We start from the raw sequence: 17,484 nt of genomic DNA, 5'->3' as shown, positions 1-17,484 counted from the left end.
AATTTAAGAAGTGCCTTTAATTAATAATAAAGTAACAATGTTTAGCAAGTGCTTTAAAAGATAGCAATAAATCACGTATTTATAACCATTAAATTTGGTATTTGCCACGTGCTTTAATTTATATGAATTGGTGGTGTTTGCTGTTTTATAAAGCTGGATTCTATTTTAATAGACAAATTTCTTTATTAATGATATTGTGAGTACAACATGATTTACTTTAAACGAGCAAAAAAAATAAGTGAGGTGGAAGACTAATTAATGTGGCGAGCAATTTGATTTTCCAAATCCTCCAGATCAAAAGGCTTTTCTATGTAGACATCGCATTTTGCATCTGTAATAACTTGAGGCTTTAAGATACTTGCCGAAAACATGATAACAGGGATATGCTGGGTAACTGGATTTTCCTTGATTAGCTTACACATCAAATCGCCATTTGTTTCGTGCAATAGATAATCCATTACAATTAGATCTGGTAATTCTTGGGCTAGATATGCCGACAATTTTTTAGGATGATCAAATAATTTTACATCGTAAATATTGGATAGTGCTACTTCCAAAATATCTAAAACCACCAAGTCATCGTCTAAAACAGCAATAGTTTTCATATTAATTAATTGGTAAAGTAAACCAAAATTCGCTCCCTTTTCCTACTTCACTTATTACACCAATGTTGCCATTGTGCCTTTTAACAATATCTGCTGAAATGTATAGCCCCAATCCCAATCCAGACACTTGGAAATTGCTTTCGTCTGCTCTGTAATAACGTTCAAACAGGTGCGGTATTTTCTCGGGTAAGATACCGTTTCCGCTATCCTTAACAGCAATGCGTATATCGTCATCAACTTTGTTAAAACTAATGTTTATCTCTTTAGAATCTGGAGCGTATTTTACCGCATTGTTTACAAAATTGCTTACCACCTGACTAATTCTATGCTCATCGGCAGTTAGGATTAAACTATGGTCGCCCTCTACAACAAGTTTATATTCAGCGGCAATTTTTATATGCTCGATGCTTTCTAAAATCATTTGGCCTACGTTAAAATCCGTTTTTCTGAGATTAATGTTTCCTTGGCCCATCTGACTGACATTTAATAAATCATCAATTAGTTCGGTTATTCTATCCATACTGCGTAATGACTGATCTATTAACCTAGGGAACATAGTTGGAGATGGGCTGTTTTTTATCCGCTCTAACAATTGTAAGGAAGCTTTTAAACTTGTGATTGGTGTTTTTAACTCATGACTTGCAATGGATATGAAATCATCTTTCTGCTGTTGAAGTTTTTTAAATTCTGTAATATCTAAAACTGTACCTAATAAACGTACGGGAACATCATCTCTATAATACACGTTTCCTTGAACCCTTATCCAGCGTATACTTTTATCGTTATGGATAACTCTTGCCTCATAAAATAGTTTACCCGTTTTACGGGCTAATTTTCTTGCTTCATAGCCAATATGCTTATCATCTGGGTGTATGGCATCTAATAATTGCTCACGTGTATAAGGTTTTTTAACGTCAAAAATTGCATCGAAACGCTCAGATGATACTACTTCGTTAGTAATCATGTTATGGTCATAAGTACCTATCTCTGCAGCTTCAACTGCTAACCTAATACGCTCTTCAACATCTTCAATATTTTTTCTGGCGGTAACTTTGTCTGTAACGTCCATACCTAAAACCATAATCATGGTAACGAGGCCTTTGCTATCAAAAATTGGGTCATATACAAAGTCTACAACAACCGACTCGGTTTTTCCATTTCTTAATAAGTGAAGCTCGTGCTCCTTTGCAAAAAAAGGTTTCCCGGTATTGATAACCGTATCCATTATGGGCTTGTATACTTCGGCTGCCTCTGGAACCGAGTTCCATATTGGCCTATCTTGTAAATCTTCCCTTTGTCTACCAACTAGTGATAAATAATTATCATTAACGTCTTGAACAATTAAATTAGACGCGTTTATAACACAAATTCCAACGGGTGCTTGTTTAATTAGGTTTTTAAACCGCCATTCGCTTTCCGTTAAATCTGCATTAATGATTTCTAGGTTGTGCTGATATTCAATTAACTCCTCGTTACTGGCTGTAAGCTCCTCATTAGTTGCCGCTAGTTCTTCGTTAATGATTTTAATTTCTTCGTTAAGTTCCTGCTCGTTTTTGTAGCTACGCTCTAGATTGTGCCTTGCAACTACGTTATCCGTAATATCTTCGGCAGAAACAATAAGCCCAACAACCTCCTTGTTATTATTAAGCAAAGGGTCGTAATAGAAACTTACGTATTTGGTAGCTGGGCCACTTGGGGAGTTGTAATGGAAAATCTGCTCTTTCTGTCCGTAACCAATGCCGGTATCGTAAACCTGACGTAAAAAAGCAGGGAAGGGTTGGTCTTCAATCTCCGGCAAAATATCCATTAATTTATTACCAGTAACCATCTCTATGGTTTTATCCCATAAATCTACTAGAGGTTGGTTTGCGATTTCGATAATCCAATCGCGTCCACGTAGTATCATTAAAGGATAATGGGCATTCATAACCAAACCTTTTAAACTAGCTACCGTTTCAGTTAAAACTCTAGTACGATCATTAACTTTTGCCTCTAAGCTATGGTTTAGCGTTTTTAATTCCCGCTGGGTTTCGCCTAGCTTCTCTATAGTATTTAGTAGCTGTTCGTTACTTGCAACAAGTTCTTCGTTCATAGAAGCCACTTCTTCTTTCCCAGCCGATAATTGCAAATTAAGATAATCCTCCTTGGCAATTGCATCAGCAAATTTTTGTTTTGCCAAAACATTATCGGTTACATTTTTTGTTGTAATTAGGAGAAAAAAATCATCGGTATGCACAGCTTTAACCGGAATAATTTCTAATTGCCACCAGCTTACGATCATATCATCGGTAGCAGATGGTAAATCATACCTGAAAACTGGTGTAAGAACAGTACTTTTGGTAGTCGATGCTTCTTCAAGCGACTGAGCTAAGGTGTTTACGCCATCTTGGCTATCGAGATTAGTGTGATACACATCCCAAATGCTTTTACCTTTTATATCTTTTTGTTCGGCATAGGTGGTTGCTACAAAAGCTTGGTTATATTCTAATATAGTATATGTAGGTGTATCAGCTTTAAGAATTATACGAGGAACTTCCGTATTAAATAGGGCTTGAAATAACGGTGCGTTGAAATAATCCATCAAGTAAAACTAAATAATTATGTGAAAATTATCAATGAAAACTACAAAATTTAGCTTTAAAACACACTATTTTAACTTTGGTTTGGTAAATCTATTTTTATTAATTCCGTGTGTTCCATCGTAAGTATATATACCGGTTCTACATTTAACACGTTGGCAATGGCATACAAACGTTCGAGGGAAATTTTACAATATCCCAATTCCAATTTACTATAAGCATTCTGAGAAATTTTCAGTTGCGAGGCCAAGTAATCTTGTGTATAATCTCTAAATTCTCTTAGTTTTCTAATATTACCGGCTACATTCTTAGCCTTTAATGCTAATTGATCTTCCATAATAATAAGGTTTTTTACACCATTTAATTACGGTCGAAAAGTAGATTTAGTTTTTTATCCTTAAAACGGGCTTATTTTTCAGTTGTTTTATTTCGATGAAAATCTAAGTTGTAAGGTTAGTACGGCCCGTGTTTTTATTTTCACACAACTGTATGCTTTATTATATTCTTTTCTGTTGTTTTAAAAATGGCCTTAAATAAATCCATTAGCGCAACAATGGCGTTAATGATAGCAAATGACCTTTTAATTCGTTATTGAGGGGAAGCTGAAAACCTAGAATAGAGTAGGCATGAGTAAATTGTAAGATTATGAAAATGCAAGAATTGAATTTAACAGAATTAAAAGAGATTAATGGTGGTGGTTTGTTTGGAAACAGTGATTCATCAAGTTCAAGTGGTTTAGGCGGTGCATTAAACATTGGTAACTTGTTATCTTTTTCTAACACAACTACAGACGGCGACGAATCTAGTAGTACCAGTTTCTCTTTAGGTAACAACATCGGCGGAAGTTTAGCTGGTATATTTGACAGTCTTAGAAGCTAATCTTAAATGAAAATTAATTTTCAAGGAAAGGGAGAGCTTATAAACTCTCCTTTTCTATTTTAAAATTTAAACTTTTTGCCATGGAAAATTTATCTGAGGATGAACTAGTACGAATTAATGGTGGTAGCGCATCAGTTTTAGGACCCTTGGGAATTAAACTATCCATTACAAGTTCAGTAAATAGTCTATTATCTATTACGGTTAATACCACTTTCGGAAGTAAACAGAGCGAGCATAAACTGACAGTTGGTGAAAACATAGATTTCGGTTTGACAACTGGCAACATCTCATAAACTAAATTTAAATAATAATAGAAAAGGCCAATTTTTGGTCTTTTTTTTTGTCCTTTAAAATCTAAATTTCATTCAAATCGTATATAAAAGTATGGACAGTAATAAATTTATTTTTCCGCAAGAGATAATTGAGAATACTGCAGAATATCATTTTCAATCTCATCACTCTATTACCAAAGTGGTTTACCAGCTTTTATTGGTAGCATTAGTTTTAGCGCTGTTTGCTTTATTTTTTGTTAAGGTTGATGTAAATGTTCGCAGTACAGGGATTTTTAGACCCATTGCCGAACGTAATGAAATTAAACCCTTGGTTACAGGTCGTATAGATTCGCTTTTTGTGAAAGAGAACATGTATGTAAAAGCCGGCCAAGTTTTGTTAACGATTAAAAAGGAGACTATTGAAGGACAGAATGAGCTTAATAAGTTTAGACAGAGCGATATAGATGCGCAATTGCAGGATTTAGAAAAACTGATTACTGCCTATAAAAAAAATGATTGGTCTAAAAAACTGATTTTGGTATCTGGTGTATACGGTCAACAATACAGCTTGTTTATGCAAAGGGTAGCCGAAGCAAAAACACGTTATCAAATGGCTTACAAAAATTATCAACGTTATTTAACACTTTACAGAAATCAAGCCGTTTCTGCAATAGAATACGATGAAGTTAAGCTTCGTAAGGATAACGTTTTTAATGAGTTATCTTTAATTGGCGAGGAGCAGGGGAGTAAGTGGCAGACCGAGCTAAATCAACTGATTATTCAAAACCAGCAACTAGGAACACAAAGTAAACAGTTTCAGGAAGAAGAAGAATTTTACACCATAAAAGCACCATTATCTGGTACGGTACAACAATTAAAAGGTATCCAAGCTGGTAGCTCAATTACCGCTAATGAAGTTTTAGGAGAAATTTCTCCCGATTCGGGATTAATTGCTGAAACCTATGTATTGCCAAAAGATATTGGTTTATTAAAAGTTGGTACAAAAGCGAGGTTTCAAATTGATGCTTACAATTATAACGAATGGGGCATGGTAACCGGAAAAGTTATTTCAGTTTCTAACGATATTTTTATGGATAAAGGTGCCCAACCATTCTTTAAAGTTAGGTGTTTGTTGGATAAAAATGCCCTAAAGCTAAAAAATGGTTATATAGGCAAAATAAAAAAAGGCATGACACTGCAGGCTCGATTTTTTGTAACCAGACGTACGTTATTTCAATTGCTATACGATAAAGCCGATGATTGGTTAAATCCAAATGTTATTCCCGATTCTAAAAATATGCAAGCTGGGTTATGAGTTTAAGAAGCACTTTCAATAATTTGTTCAAGCGGATAGGCTTTAATAAAAAGGCTGATAGAAAAATTGTTAAACAGCACGATGTTACCGATTGTGGCGCAGCTTGTTTAGCGTCTATAGCAATGCATTATGGTTTAGATTTGCCAATCGCCCGCATTCGGCAGTATGCTTCTACAGATAAGAAAGGAACAAATGTTTTAGGTTTAATGGAAGCTGCCAATCGCCTTGGATTTACTGCCAAAGGGGTGAGGGGAAGTTTTGAAAACCTCTTTGAAATTCCTTTGCCTGTTATTGCACACGTTAAACATCAAAATTTAGATCATTATGTTGTCTTGTATGCGGCTAACGAATCATACGTTGAGGTTATGGATCCAGCTTACGGCGAGCTGCAGCGCTTAACTCCCGATGAGTTTAGGCAAAAATGGACTGGAGTTTTGGTGCTACTTCTACCAGGCGACGATTTTACAGCAGGAACTGAGAAAATCTCTTTAGAACGTCGGTTCATTTACCTATTGATGCCCCACAAATCGGTATTGCTTCAGGTTTTAGTTGGAGCGATTTTTTATACCATTTTAGGTTTATCAACATCCATATTCCTTCAGAAAATCATCGATAATGTGTTGCCGGAGGCGAACACGAATTTGCTGAATTTAATGGGCACTGTAATGATTATCATCATTTTGCTGCAAGTATTCATTAATCATGCAAAAACATTATTAACTATAAAAACAGGACAGCAGATAGATGCACGCCTAATTTTAGGCTATTACAAACATCTTTTAAAATTACCTCAACAGTTTTTTGATAATATGCGTGTTGGCGAAATTATCTCAAGAATGAACGACGCCGTGAAGATTAGAGCATTTATTAACGATGTTTTGGTGGGCTTTGCTGTAAATATCTTTGTCCTTATTTTTTCGTTTGCATTAATGTTTACCTACTATTGGAAGCTAGCGCTAATTATGCTAACGGTTGTGCCATTATACGCACTTATTTATTACATCTCAAATAAAATTAATAAAGAAACGCAGCGTAAGCTGATGGAAAAAAGTGCTGAATTAGAAAATCAGCTTGTTGAATCCGTAAACGCGGTGAGCACAATAAAGAGATTCGGCCTGGAACATTTTGCTAACCTTAAAACAGAAATTAGATTTATTAACCTCTTAAAAACTGTTTATAAATCTGGTACCAACTCCTTATGGATTGGAAATGCAAGTGGTTTTATCTCCAGTTTATTTTCTGTTATATTACTATGGGTAGGCGCAAGCTTTGTACTAAAAAATCTAATCACACCTGGAGAACTGTTATCATTTTACGCTATTATTGGATATTTTACCGGGCCTGTAATTAGTTTAATCGGTATGAACAAGGTTTTTCAAGACGCTAGAATTGCAGCTGATAGACTTTTTGAGATAATGGATTTAGAGCGTGAAGAGAGCGACAATAAAACCGATATAACACCTGATATGGTTGGGGATATCAATTTCAAAAATGTAGATTTTAGGTATGGAACGAGAGTAACGGTTTTTGAGCAATTTAATCTATCGATACAAAAAGGCAAAATTACGGCGATAGTAGGAGAAAGCGGATCTGGTAAAACTACACTTCTTTCTTTGATGCAAAATATATATCCACTGCAGTCTGGGCATATCATGATTGGGGAATTTGATATCAACTATATTAATAATGAAAGTTTACGTAAGGTTGTTTCGGTAGTACCCCAAGACGTACATCTTTTTGCCGGAAATGTTATCGATAATATTGCTGTAGGTGATATGGAGCCAGACTTCAAGAAAATAATTAGCATCTGTACACAGCTAAATATAATAGATTTTATCGAGCGATTGCCAAATGGCTTCCAAACTTACTTGGGCGAGAACGCTACCAGCCTTTCTGGCGGACAAAGACAGCGATTGGCGATTGCTAGAGCGCTTTATCGAGACCCCGAAATTTTAATTTTAGACGAAGCTACTTCATCTTTAGATTCTACATCTGAAGAACATATCCATAAGGCAATAGAGATGTTACGAATGCAGGGCAAAACCATTATATTAATTGCTCATCGGTTAAGCACGGTGGTAAATGCTGATAAAATTGTTGTGTTAAAAGATGGAAAACTTGTAGAAGAGGGAACTCATAAAAAATTAATAAAAAATAAAAATGCGTATGCTGCCATGTGGCAAAAACAGTTTCCTATGATGGAAGTTTAAAGAAAATTTATGTAAACCTTATTATAAGCGAACTGTTAATAATAAAAAGATGCATATTATGGAACCACAAAATCAGCCACAGAACAATAAAGACGTTAAACCATCGGAAGAATTAGAAAAATTACTAAATGTTAGTGATGAAGAAGCAACCGAGTCTTTACCAGAAACTACCGGAACAGGAGGAAATAGGCCCGTTTTCAACGGCGATTCGTTAATCATTAAAAAAGAAGGAGAAGATAATTCTAAAGAAGAAGATTAATTGATTGTTGCAAGGATAAATAAACTAAAAACCCGCAAAATATGCGGGTTTTTTTATGGTGTGCCTGCCCTCCACGGATCGCCCGTTCACAGGACTTTTTTGTCTGCTTTAATTGATAACAATTTAGTAAATGCTTGGTTTTAATCAACGCAATATTTTTAAACATTGTGTTAATTACTAACAAACGAAATCTTAAAGTATTAAGAAAAAAGAATGGATTGGGCGGAGAGTAGAAATGTTATTAAAAAGAAAACGGAGATACAACCGTAGTCGCATCCCCGTTTAAATTAACGCTCTCACGACAAATATAGAAAGCTTTATCGTAACCCACAATTTTATTTTAATTTAATTGCGGTTTTTACCTTAAAGCGCTGTAAATGGGCGAGATTGTTTTAGCAATTATTTTAATTTATCTTTAATGGACTTAATCTTGTCCAAGTGTCCCTTAACAATAGGAGCTGTTTTTGCAGCAAAAGCTTTTAGATCTGAATCTGTACCATCTTTGGCTTGCTTATCTAACAAATCGTAGGTTTTTTGATGATCATCAACCATCATACTAGCATATTTTTTGTCAAAATCACTTCCACTTTTAGCACTTAAATCCGTCAACATTTTCTGATGCTCGTCATCTAGCATTCCGGGAAGGGTAATGTTTTTTACACCCGCCAGGGTTTTCAGATCTTCATTTACCTTTCCATGGTCGCTAACCATCATATCTGCAAATGACTTAAGTTCTACATTGGTTGCTTTTTGTACAGCAACTTTACTAAATTCAACTTCTGCCATGCCACCCATTGCAGCCTTAGTTGCAAAAGATGCATCATCTTCGTTAACGGCAATGCCGCCTGTTGTTGTACTATTAGAGGTAGTGTCTTTAGCTTCATTTAAACTATCGGCTACTTCTTTCGAATCTTTAGTTTCGTTGCTGCAGCTTTGAAATGTAAAAGCTGCTACAGCAATCATCGAGATTATTCCTAATTTTTTCATAGTTATATTGCTTTTGTTTAGATAGAAAGAACAAGGACTTTAATTAAAAGTTTAATTTTTTTCTTTTAGCTCTGTTTCTATTGCGAGCCCAACCTCAAAAATACTAATTTGGTGTAGTTCAGGTTTTTCTGGGTCGTTAACACCCATTTTGTACTCGTAAAGTGGCAATTCGCTAATTTCAATCTCGTGCTCGGGTACCCAGGCCCAACCCAATTCTTCCTTTTTTACAGCGCCTATTATACCGCCAAAATATGCAAGACGATAATAGTTTTCGGTAGGGATAACGGTTAGAGTTAAATCGCTTCCCAAATGATTAATTGTAATATTAAATGGTTCCATAATTTTTAAACTAAGTACAAGCGATTTTGTTTAGCTAAATATTTAAAACCTATAAACGTTAGCATGCAACCACAAAACCAAGAACCGAACGGCAAAGCCGAAAATGAAAAAAGAAATGATATTGATTTAAACAGCGAAGAAAAAACAGGCAAAAAAGAGATAGACGAATCTCAAAACGATATTGCCGGAAATGCAAATGCAAATGTTCCGGAAGAGGAGCAAGAAGATGCTGAAGATGAATCTGCAACCGATGAGCAAAACGATGCTTTTTCTGGCGATTTTGCAGAACCACAAAAAGAAGATTAACGCCAAATGAACGAAAAAGTAGAGGTTACTCGAATTGCAATTTTAGGCGGTGGACCAAGCGCCTTGTTTATGTTTAAAAGATTAGTTGAATCCAATCATCCAAATTTAGAGGTTACTATTTTCGAAAAGAAGAACCGATTAGGTGTTGGTATGCCCTACGGAACAGGCGGCGCTAATAGAGAACACATCACAAATGTGTCTGATAATGAGGTTCCTAATTTTGTATCTTCAATAGAAGAATGGTCGAAAATGGCCCCAGAACAGATGTTAGCTGAATTTAAAATAGATCCAGACAACTTTAATGAGTACAAGGTATTACCAAGATTATTTTTTGGCGAGTATTTAGCGGCCCAATTTGATCTATTACTTGCTTTGGCAAGTGATAAGGATATTGTAACCCACGTTAAATATAATTGTAGCATTGCCGATGTTGTTTTTTTAGATGATGACATTGTTAAAGTTATTGATGAAGATGGCACCAGCTATTTATTTAATAAGGTAATAATGGCCACAGGCCATTCGTGGCCGAGAAAGTTCGAGTCCGAAATTCCAAATTATTTTGATTCCCCATATCCACCAGCGAAACTAAAACTTAAATTAAACCACGAAGTTGCTATAAAGGGCGCATCGCTAACCGCAATTGATGCTGTTAGAACTTTGTCTAGAGCAAACGGAAAGTACTTTTACGAAAATGGAAAGCTGCATTACAGCTTGGATGATGGAAGTGAAGATTTTAGAATTGTGCTCCATTCTATAAGTGGTTTATTGCCTGCGGTAAGATTTCATTTGGAAGATTCGCGATTAAAGAACGATTCACTTTTAAGTATCGACGACATTAAAGCACACAAAGCAGAAAATGGTGGTTACGTTTCTTTGGATTTTATTTTTGAGAAAGACTTTAAAGAACCATTTCAGGAAAAAAATCCATCATTTTATGATTGGATAAAAGATATGCAATTGGAGGATTTTGTAGACGCAATGATGAATATGCGTGAAAAAATTGAACCATTTTTATTGTTAGGCGTAGAATATGATGAAGCAGAGCGATCGATAAGAAAACATGAATCAATCTACTGGAAAGAAATGTTGGCGATATTAAGTTTTTCTATGAACTACCCGGCAAAATATTTTAGTGCAGAAGACATGTTGCGCCTTAAAAAGAAGCTAATGCCTCTAGTATCGTTGGTTATCGCATTTGTTCCGCAAAGTTCTTGTGAGGAATTATTGGCTTTACACAATGCAGGTATTTTAGATTTAATTAGTGTTGGTGCAGATAGTGAAATTGAAACCTTAGTTGAAGGCGGTGTGATTTATCATTACAAAAATGATGATGGTGAGACAGTAGCAAAGAAATATAATACGTTTGTTGATGCTGTTGGGCAACCACATTTAGAATTTGAAGATTTTCCTTTTGCAAGTTTGCGTAATAACGGAAATATCAGCCCTGCTTTATTAAAATTTAAGCATCAGGATAAAGCCAAAGAGGTGCTTGATAGCGGGAATAAAAAGGTTAAACAAATAAATGGAAGCTACTACCTAGATGTACCCGGAATTGCGATAAACGATGACTTTCAGGTTATTGATGCCAACGGTAAAGAGAGCAAAAACTTTTTTATAATGGCTGTGCCGTATATAGGTGGTTTTAACCCAGATTATTCTGGTATAGATTTCTCTGAAGAAGCTTCGCAGAGAATAATGAACAGCTTGTTTTAATAAAGCTGTTCATTAACTCGGTTAACAAAGTCATCAATATCGAAGGGCTTATTAATAAAGTCCTCTGTTTCGCATTTTTTCTTTGCGTCGCTGTATATTGTGTTTGCCGACATCATAATAATTGGAATGTGTTGGGTTCTTCGGTTTTCCTTTAATTCGTCGCATATATCTAAACCGTTGCCATCCGTTAACATCACGTCAAGTATGATTAAATCTGGCTGTGCAAATTGAATACCCTTTCTAAAACTCTCTACGGTATCAAATCCACTAACTTCGTGCTGTTCTTCTTTTAAAATTTCTTCAATGATAGCTCTAATGTCATCATTGTCATCTAGTACAAAAATGTTCTTTCTCATCTGCTAAAACCCCATAAGTTGTTAAAGCATAACTGAATAAAATATTAATTGTTTAAAAATTTTTATAAAAACCAACTATGCTGGCAAAACTGCATTACTCATTTGTTTAACTTTTTTGTTATAGCTCCAATAAAATACAATAGGGTATACGAAAAGGTTAAAAATGGTATTTGTTATTAACCCGCCAATAACTACTACCGCTAATGGTTTCGATGCTTCAGAACCTATTCCGGTACTTAGAGCAGCAGGCATTAATCCTATTGCTGCCATTAAAGCTGTCATTAACACAGGTCTAAACCTAGTTGCAACTCCGTCTCTCATTGCATCGGTAAAAGTCCACTCTGCTTTATGCTTTAATGTAGCTATGTTAGATTTAAATTTGGTAAGAAGTATTACACCGTTTTGTACGCAAATACCAAATAACGCTATAAAGCCAATGCCTGCAGAAATATTGAAGTTTATGCCAACAATTAGCAGAGCTAAAATTCCTCCAATCATTGCAAAGGGCACATTATTCAATACTAAAAGCGCATCTTTAAAATTACCAAATAGGATAAACAGAATGAAGAAAATTAGCAACAAACTTACAGGCACAGCTTGGCTTAACCTTGCTGTAGCTCTTTGCTGGTTTTCGAAATCGCCTGCCCATTCTAGCTTGTAATCCTTTGGTAATTTGATTTCTGCATTAACTTTTTGCTGTGCTTCTTCAATTACACTTCCCATATCTCGGCCACGGATAGAGAATTTTATCGCTCCGTAACGTTTGTGCTTATCGCGGTAAATCATACTTGGGCCAGTAATTTTTTTAATGCTTGATATTTCTCCAAGCTGCACATTACTACCTCCAATTGTTGGCACGCGTAGTTGGCTTATTGAATTTTCATCGTTCCTAAAGTTCTCTGGATAGCGAATAATCAAATCAAATTTACGCTCACCTTCATAAATTTCTGTTGCTGCCTTACCGCCAATTGCCATTTCTATAACCGCATTTGCATCAGCTGTGCTTACGCCATAAAGTGCCATTTTTTTTTGATCGAGGTTTATTTGCAGTTCTGGCTGACCCAGATTTCTCAAAATACCCAAATCTTCAATACCATCTACAGTTTTTAAAATGGCTTCTATTTTTTCCTCTTGCTGTTCTATAAATTCAAAATTTTCGCCAAACATTTTAACAACAATAGATCCTTTTACACCAGATACTGCTTCTTCGACATTATCAGAAATAGGCTGAGAGAAATTTAAACTAATGCCCGGAAAGCCCTTTAGTTTCTCTTGCATACGCTCAATTAACTGTTCTTTGCTTTGCTTACGTTTCCATTCTTTTTTAGGAAAAATATCTACATGAAATTCCATATTGTAAAAACCAGTCGCATCTGTTCCGTCGTTAGGCCTTCCGGTTTGAGACATCACTTGTTTTACCTCATCAAAACTCAAAAATATTTTACGCATATCGTTCGATAGTTTTTTGGTTTCATCGAGCGAAATACTTAACGGACCAGTAGCACGAACGTAGATGGAACCTTCATCTAAATTTGGTAAGAACTCTGTGCCTAAAAACTTAAAGCAAAAAGCCCCGACAACAAGAATGATGATAGAAACTGAAAAAACTAATTTTTTTCGCTTAAAACAACGGTCGTAGAAACTTAATGTAGCTTTAGTAATCCATTGTAAAAATACGTTGTGTTTTTCTTTAACATTCTTTTTAAGCAGCAAACTCGCCATTGCCGGCACTAAAGTAAAGGTTAAAATTAAAGCGCCTAAAAGCGCAAAACTTAAGGTCCAGGCCAAAGGCGAAAACATTTTTCCTTCTACTTTTTCGAATGTGAAAATTGGTAGTAATCCCGTGATGATAATTAGTTTGGCAAATAAAATCCCTTTTCCGTTTTCTAAACAGGCTTCTTTAATAAAACCCAATTTGCTCACTTTGTTAAAGCGTTCCATACCAAGTTTTTTTGCCCGATAATCTAGGGTAACGAAAATTCCCTCTACCATTACAACCGCACCATCTATAATAATACCGAAATCTATAGCACCCATAGATAGCAAGTTGGCGGGCATTCCTTTTAGTTTAAGACATATAAATGCAAACAAGAGTGCCAGTGGAATAATTATGGAAACGATTAACGTTGTGCGCCAGTCGGCCATAAATAGAAACACGATTAATGTAACGAACAAAATTCCTTCGAACATATTCGTCATCACCGTGCTAATAGAGTAGTTAACTAAATCTTCTCTATCGTAAAACGGATTGATTTTTACATCATCTGGCAAAATATTGTTATTAATATCTTCGATTTTTTGTTTAAGCCTTTCAATTACTTCGCTTGGGTTGTTACCTTTTCGCATTACAACAATACCTTCAACCACATCTGGATCTAAATCTCTACCAACTTGCCCCAATCTAGGCAAAGCCGATTCAGCAACATCAGCAATGGTTTTTACATAAACAGGTGTTCCGTTTACGTTGTCGACCACCACGTTTCTAATTTCATCGATGTTGTTTAAAACCCCAATACCTCTAACCACATACGCTTGCCCGCTTTGTACTATCACATCGCCACCTACGTTAATGTTGCTTTTAGAAACTGCCTCAAAAAGTTCTGTAGCACTGACACCATATTGTATCGCTTTTTGCGGATCAACGGTAATTTGATAGGATTTAACCTCGCCCCCAAAACTAACAACATCGGCTATGCCGGCAACAGATAAAAGTTCTCTTTGTATAACCCAATCTTGTAGGGTTTTCAACTCTCTAACCGTTTTCTGATCGCTAGAAAGCGTATAACGAAAAATTTCGCCAGTCGGTCCGTACGGTGGTTGCACTTCTGGCTGTAAACCCTCGGGCAAATCGGCGTCTTCTAAATGGTTATTAACCTGAACCCTAGCTTCTGCATAATCCACATCGTCTTCGAAACTAACTTTTACAATAGAAAGCCCAAATAGGGAAGAAGAGCGAATACTGGTTCGCTTCTCTGTTGGGTTCATCGCTATTTCTAGCGGTCGGCTTACAAATTTTTCTACTTCCTCCGCACTTCTACCCGGCCATTGGGTAATTATGGTAATGTTGGTATTTGTAACATCCGGAAACGCATCAATAGTTGTGCTTTTAAAACTCAAATACCCTGCAAGAATTAAAACAAATGTGGAGAAAAATATAAAGTACTTATTCTTTAAAGAGAAGTTGATAATGCTTTTAATTAGCTTATTCATGTGTGCTGATTAATAATTTGAAAAAAGAAAAAGCGATTTGGCTTATTGGTTTTTGAGACTTTCGAAGAGAAAAACCTGTTTAGACGAAATCACTACATCGCCAGCTTCAAGTCCATTTTTTATAAAAACTTTGTCAGCAGTTTTACTACCCAATTCAACTTTCTGAACGCGTACTTTTTTATTTGCATCTAGCACCAAAACGTAGTTTTTATTATCATCAAAAATGATTGCCCTAGCACTTACCAATGGCAAATCTGTATTAGCTGAACCACTAACTTTTACGGTTCCGAGCATGCCTGGTTTTAGTAAAAATGAAGGATTTTGTATGGTTACCCTGGCATTCATAACTTTACTTTCCGGATCTATAAGATTGTAGATTTTATCAATTTTACCAGTAAATGTTTGATCTGGATAGGACAGGGCCGAAAGACTAACTTCATCGCCTGCTTTAATTTTAGAAATATCAGATTCGTAAATATTTATCATAGCCCAAACGTTTGATAAATCTGCAATGGTAAAAAGCCCAGTGCTGTAATCGCTACGCAACTGCATATTATTGGTTACATTTTTATCAATTACGAAACCACTTATCGGCGATTTTATAGTATACAAACCTGTTTTGCTACCTCCATTTAATTTTAGCACAGCGGATGCTCTTTTTAGCTCTGCACTTTTTATGTTAAATTCATTTTTAGCTTCCTCAAACTCTCTGGCAGAAGACAAACCACTTTCATACAGTTGTTCAGCTTGCTGTAAAGCTCTTTTGGCATTTTTAAGTTCTGCGTCTGCGGTTACTACCTCTTTATCAAAACCAGCCATTTCTGTACTTATAACCGTGGCTAAGGTTTGTCCGCTACTAACTTTATCTCCAAGTCTTACTGCTACGCGATTTACTGTACCGCTAACCATCGGAAAAAGCTCTGCTTTTCGTTCTTCATTTGCAGTAATCTTTGCCGAGAAAATTAAATCTGTTTTTCTGTTTGCTTGTTGTACGGTATCTTTAAGTAAACGATTAATTAATGAGTCTGTAATTGCAAATTTCTCTGGCTCAATACCGGGTTTTTTATCGCTACATGCGGTTGTTAATCCAATTAAGAAGATAGCAGTTGTAAAAAATGTATTTTTATATCTAGTAAGCATATTATTTAAAAATGTTTGATCCGGTAACAAAGTTGATTTCCTCTCTAGCGCTTAATCGCTGATATTTAAGTTGGTTAATTTGTAAAGTGGTTTCCTTGTAAGATTCGTACAGATCTAAAAACTCTATTAAACTGATATTGCGTTCTCTAAAATTTTTAATTAAACCATTTATAAGCCGATTGAAATTTTCACTAAAGGTTTCATCAATTTCTTTCGCCATATTCTCATTTCTAACTGCAGTTTTTAAACTGTTTGAAACCTCTAATTCTAATTGTAAACTTTGTTTTTTTAGCAAGGAGTTAGCTTCATCTATACTAAATTTTGCTTTTTTAATTTCGCCCTGATTGCGATTGAAAAGCGGAATTGGAACGCTAATGCCAATGCCTAGGTACTTTTCTGGATAGTTTCCCTTTAAATCGTAACTTAAATTAAGCTGTACATCTGGTATGGCCATTGCTTTTTGCAACTGCAGGTTATGCTCGTTGTAACGAACGTTGCTTTGCGCCAATTTTAAATCTGCTCTGTTTTGAATTGCTGAATCTAAAAGTTTAGCATAACTAAGATTTTGAAGCGCTTTGTTATCTAAATCGCTTTTATCCACCATTAATTTTATCGGCGTATTAGCCGAAATGCCCATCAGCAATTTTATATCTCGGTAGTCATCTTCCAAATCATTTAAGGCTGATGTTAACTCACTTTTTAAGCCAATTACTAGGGATTTTATTCGCATTAAATCTTTTAGAGCGATGTTTCCTTGATTTAATTGTGCTTCGTAAACCTTTTGTAAAGCTTCGCTTGATGCAATTTGCTGTTCGATAACCGATACAGAGTTTTGTGCAAAATAAATTTTATAAAAGGTATCTCTAAGCTCAAAGCGAAGCGATCTCATCAAATCAAAATATTGAAATTGAGCTAATTGCACGCCTGTTTTTGCTAACGCGATGTTTTTATTTCTCTTACCTGCAAGCTTAAATAACTGAGAAATGGAACCTGCGTACTGCCCATAAGCATAGGAGGTTTGTAAAAATTTCTTTGTTTCGTGGTTGTACAGTAAGTTCTCGTAACTCAATTCCGGGTTTTCGAAAAGTCTTGCGGTTATTACATCTGCTTCGGCAATATTTACTTGTTGGTTGCCTACCAGTAAATCGTAATTGTTTGCAATTAATAGCTCTGTAGCTTGATTAATGTTTAGGTGTAAACTGTCTGTTTGTGCTGAACTTTCAAAAGTGTAAAGGATAGAAAAAATGAAAATTAAGCTGTAAATTTTCTTCATGCGGCAAAGCTATCCTTGCCGAATTAAAGGCTAATTAAATC

The 17,484-nt window shown here is 35.5% G+C and carries 16 protein-coding genes; 7 read left to right on the top strand and 9 right to left on the bottom strand.

Translation table 11 applies throughout. From position 1 onward, the window contains the following. Nucleotides 1–251 precede the first annotated feature (251 nt). The 3 genes from DUT69_RS09095 to DUT69_RS09085 form a co-directional block, all read right to left on the bottom strand. On the bottom strand, nt 252–605 hold the full coding sequence (locus DUT69_RS09095) for a response regulator (RefSeq protein ID WP_113652918.1): 354 nt from the start codon (nt 603–605) through the stop codon (nt 252–254). A 1-nt stretch (nt 606) separates the two neighbouring features. After that, nucleotides 607–3,186, bottom strand: coding sequence for an ATP-binding protein (locus tag DUT69_RS09090; RefSeq protein ID WP_113652917.1), 2,580 nt, complete (start codon nt 3,184–3,186; stop codon nt 607–609). Nucleotides 3,187–3,257: 71 nt separating this feature from the next. Beyond that, nucleotides 3,258–3,521, bottom strand: a complete 264-nt coding sequence (locus tag DUT69_RS09085; RefSeq protein ID WP_113652916.1) for a helix-turn-helix domain-containing protein — start codon at nt 3,519–3,521, stop codon at nt 3,258–3,260. Between the two features lie 308 nt (nt 3,522–3,829). On the opposite strand from DUT69_RS09085, the gene DUT69_RS09080 reads away from it, so the two are divergent. From DUT69_RS09080 to DUT69_RS09060, 5 genes are all read left to right on the top strand, one after another. Continuing rightward, nucleotides 3,830–4,063 carry a hypothetical protein gene (locus tag DUT69_RS09080; protein WP_113652915.1) on the top strand — a complete coding sequence of 78 codons (234 nt, stop codon included), beginning with the start codon at nt 3,830–3,832 and terminating at the stop codon, nt 4,061–4,063. Between the two features lie 80 nt (nt 4,064–4,143). Beyond that, a complete protein-coding gene (locus tag DUT69_RS09075) occupies nt 4,144–4,356 on the top strand; it encodes a hypothetical protein (RefSeq protein ID WP_113652914.1) in 213 nt (70 codons plus the stop codon). A 91-nt stretch (nt 4,357–4,447) separates the two neighbouring features. Beyond that, entirely contained in the window at nt 4,448–5,650 is a 1,203-nt protein-coding gene (locus DUT69_RS09070) for an HlyD family secretion protein (RefSeq protein WP_113652913.1), read from the top strand. Next, on the top strand, nt 5,647–7,860 hold the full coding sequence (locus DUT69_RS09065; protein ID WP_113652912.1) for a peptidase domain-containing ABC transporter: 2,214 nt from the start codon (nt 5,647–5,649) through the stop codon (nt 7,858–7,860). Before DUT69_RS09070 ends, DUT69_RS09065 begins: the two co-directional genes overlap by 4 nt. Nucleotides 7,861–7,918: 58 nt before the next feature. Then, the gene (locus DUT69_RS09060; RefSeq protein ID WP_113652911.1) at nt 7,919–8,119 is read left to right on the top strand and encodes a hypothetical protein; all 201 of its coding nucleotides are present in this window, start codon (nt 7,919–7,921) and stop codon (nt 8,117–8,119) included. A gap of 399 nt (nt 8,120–8,518) precedes the next feature. On the opposite strand, the gene DUT69_RS09055 is transcribed toward DUT69_RS09060, so the two are convergent. Next, on the bottom strand, nt 8,519–9,106 hold the full coding sequence (locus DUT69_RS09055; protein ID WP_113652910.1) for a DUF4142 domain-containing protein: 588 nt from the start codon (nt 9,104–9,106) through the stop codon (nt 8,519–8,521). Between the two features lie 51 nt (nt 9,107–9,157). Continuing rightward, on the bottom strand, nt 9,158–9,445 hold the full coding sequence (locus DUT69_RS09050) for a hypothetical protein (RefSeq protein WP_113652909.1): 288 nt from the start codon (nt 9,443–9,445) through the stop codon (nt 9,158–9,160). A 63-nt stretch (nt 9,446–9,508) separates the two neighbouring features. Between DUT69_RS09050 and DUT69_RS09045 the strand changes: the two genes are divergently transcribed. After that, nucleotides 9,509–9,751 (top strand): hypothetical protein, encoded by a 243-nt coding sequence (locus tag DUT69_RS09045; RefSeq protein WP_113652908.1) that lies wholly within the window; start codon nt 9,509–9,511, stop codon nt 9,749–9,751. A 6-nt stretch (nt 9,752–9,757) separates the two neighbouring features. Beyond that, nucleotides 9,758–11,464 (top strand): FAD/NAD(P)-binding protein, encoded by a 1,707-nt coding sequence (locus DUT69_RS09040; protein ID WP_113652907.1) that lies wholly within the window; start codon nt 9,758–9,760, stop codon nt 11,462–11,464. On the opposite strand, the gene DUT69_RS09035 is transcribed toward DUT69_RS09040, so the two are convergent. The 4 genes from DUT69_RS09035 to DUT69_RS09020 form a co-directional block, all read right to left on the bottom strand. Next, nucleotides 11,461–11,820, bottom strand: coding sequence for a response regulator (locus DUT69_RS09035; RefSeq protein ID WP_113652906.1), 360 nt, complete (start codon nt 11,818–11,820; stop codon nt 11,461–11,463). The genes DUT69_RS09040 and DUT69_RS09035 overlap by 4 nt on opposite strands. A 75-nt stretch (nt 11,821–11,895) precedes the next feature. Next, a complete protein-coding gene (locus DUT69_RS09030) occupies nt 11,896–15,030 on the bottom strand; it encodes an efflux RND transporter permease subunit (RefSeq protein ID WP_113652905.1) in 3,135 nt (1,044 codons plus the stop codon). Between the two features lie 42 nt (nt 15,031–15,072). Next, nucleotides 15,073–16,170, bottom strand: coding sequence for an efflux RND transporter periplasmic adaptor subunit (locus DUT69_RS09025; RefSeq protein ID WP_113652904.1), 1,098 nt, complete (start codon nt 16,168–16,170; stop codon nt 15,073–15,075). 1 nt (nt 16,171) lies between these two features. Next, nucleotides 16,172–17,443: a TolC family protein gene (locus DUT69_RS09020; protein WP_113652903.1), complete on the bottom strand. Its 1,272-nt coding sequence runs from the start codon at nt 17,441–17,443 to the stop codon at nt 16,172–16,174. Nucleotides 17,444–17,484 lie beyond the last annotated feature (41 nt).

Origin of the sequence: Pedobacter namyangjuensis, assembly GCF_003313325.1 — a bacterium.
GTDB classification, from domain to species: domain Bacteria; phylum Bacteroidota; class Bacteroidia; order Sphingobacteriales; family Sphingobacteriaceae; genus Pedobacter; species Pedobacter namyangjuensis.
This window is presented reverse-complemented; position numbering and strand designations above follow the sequence as displayed.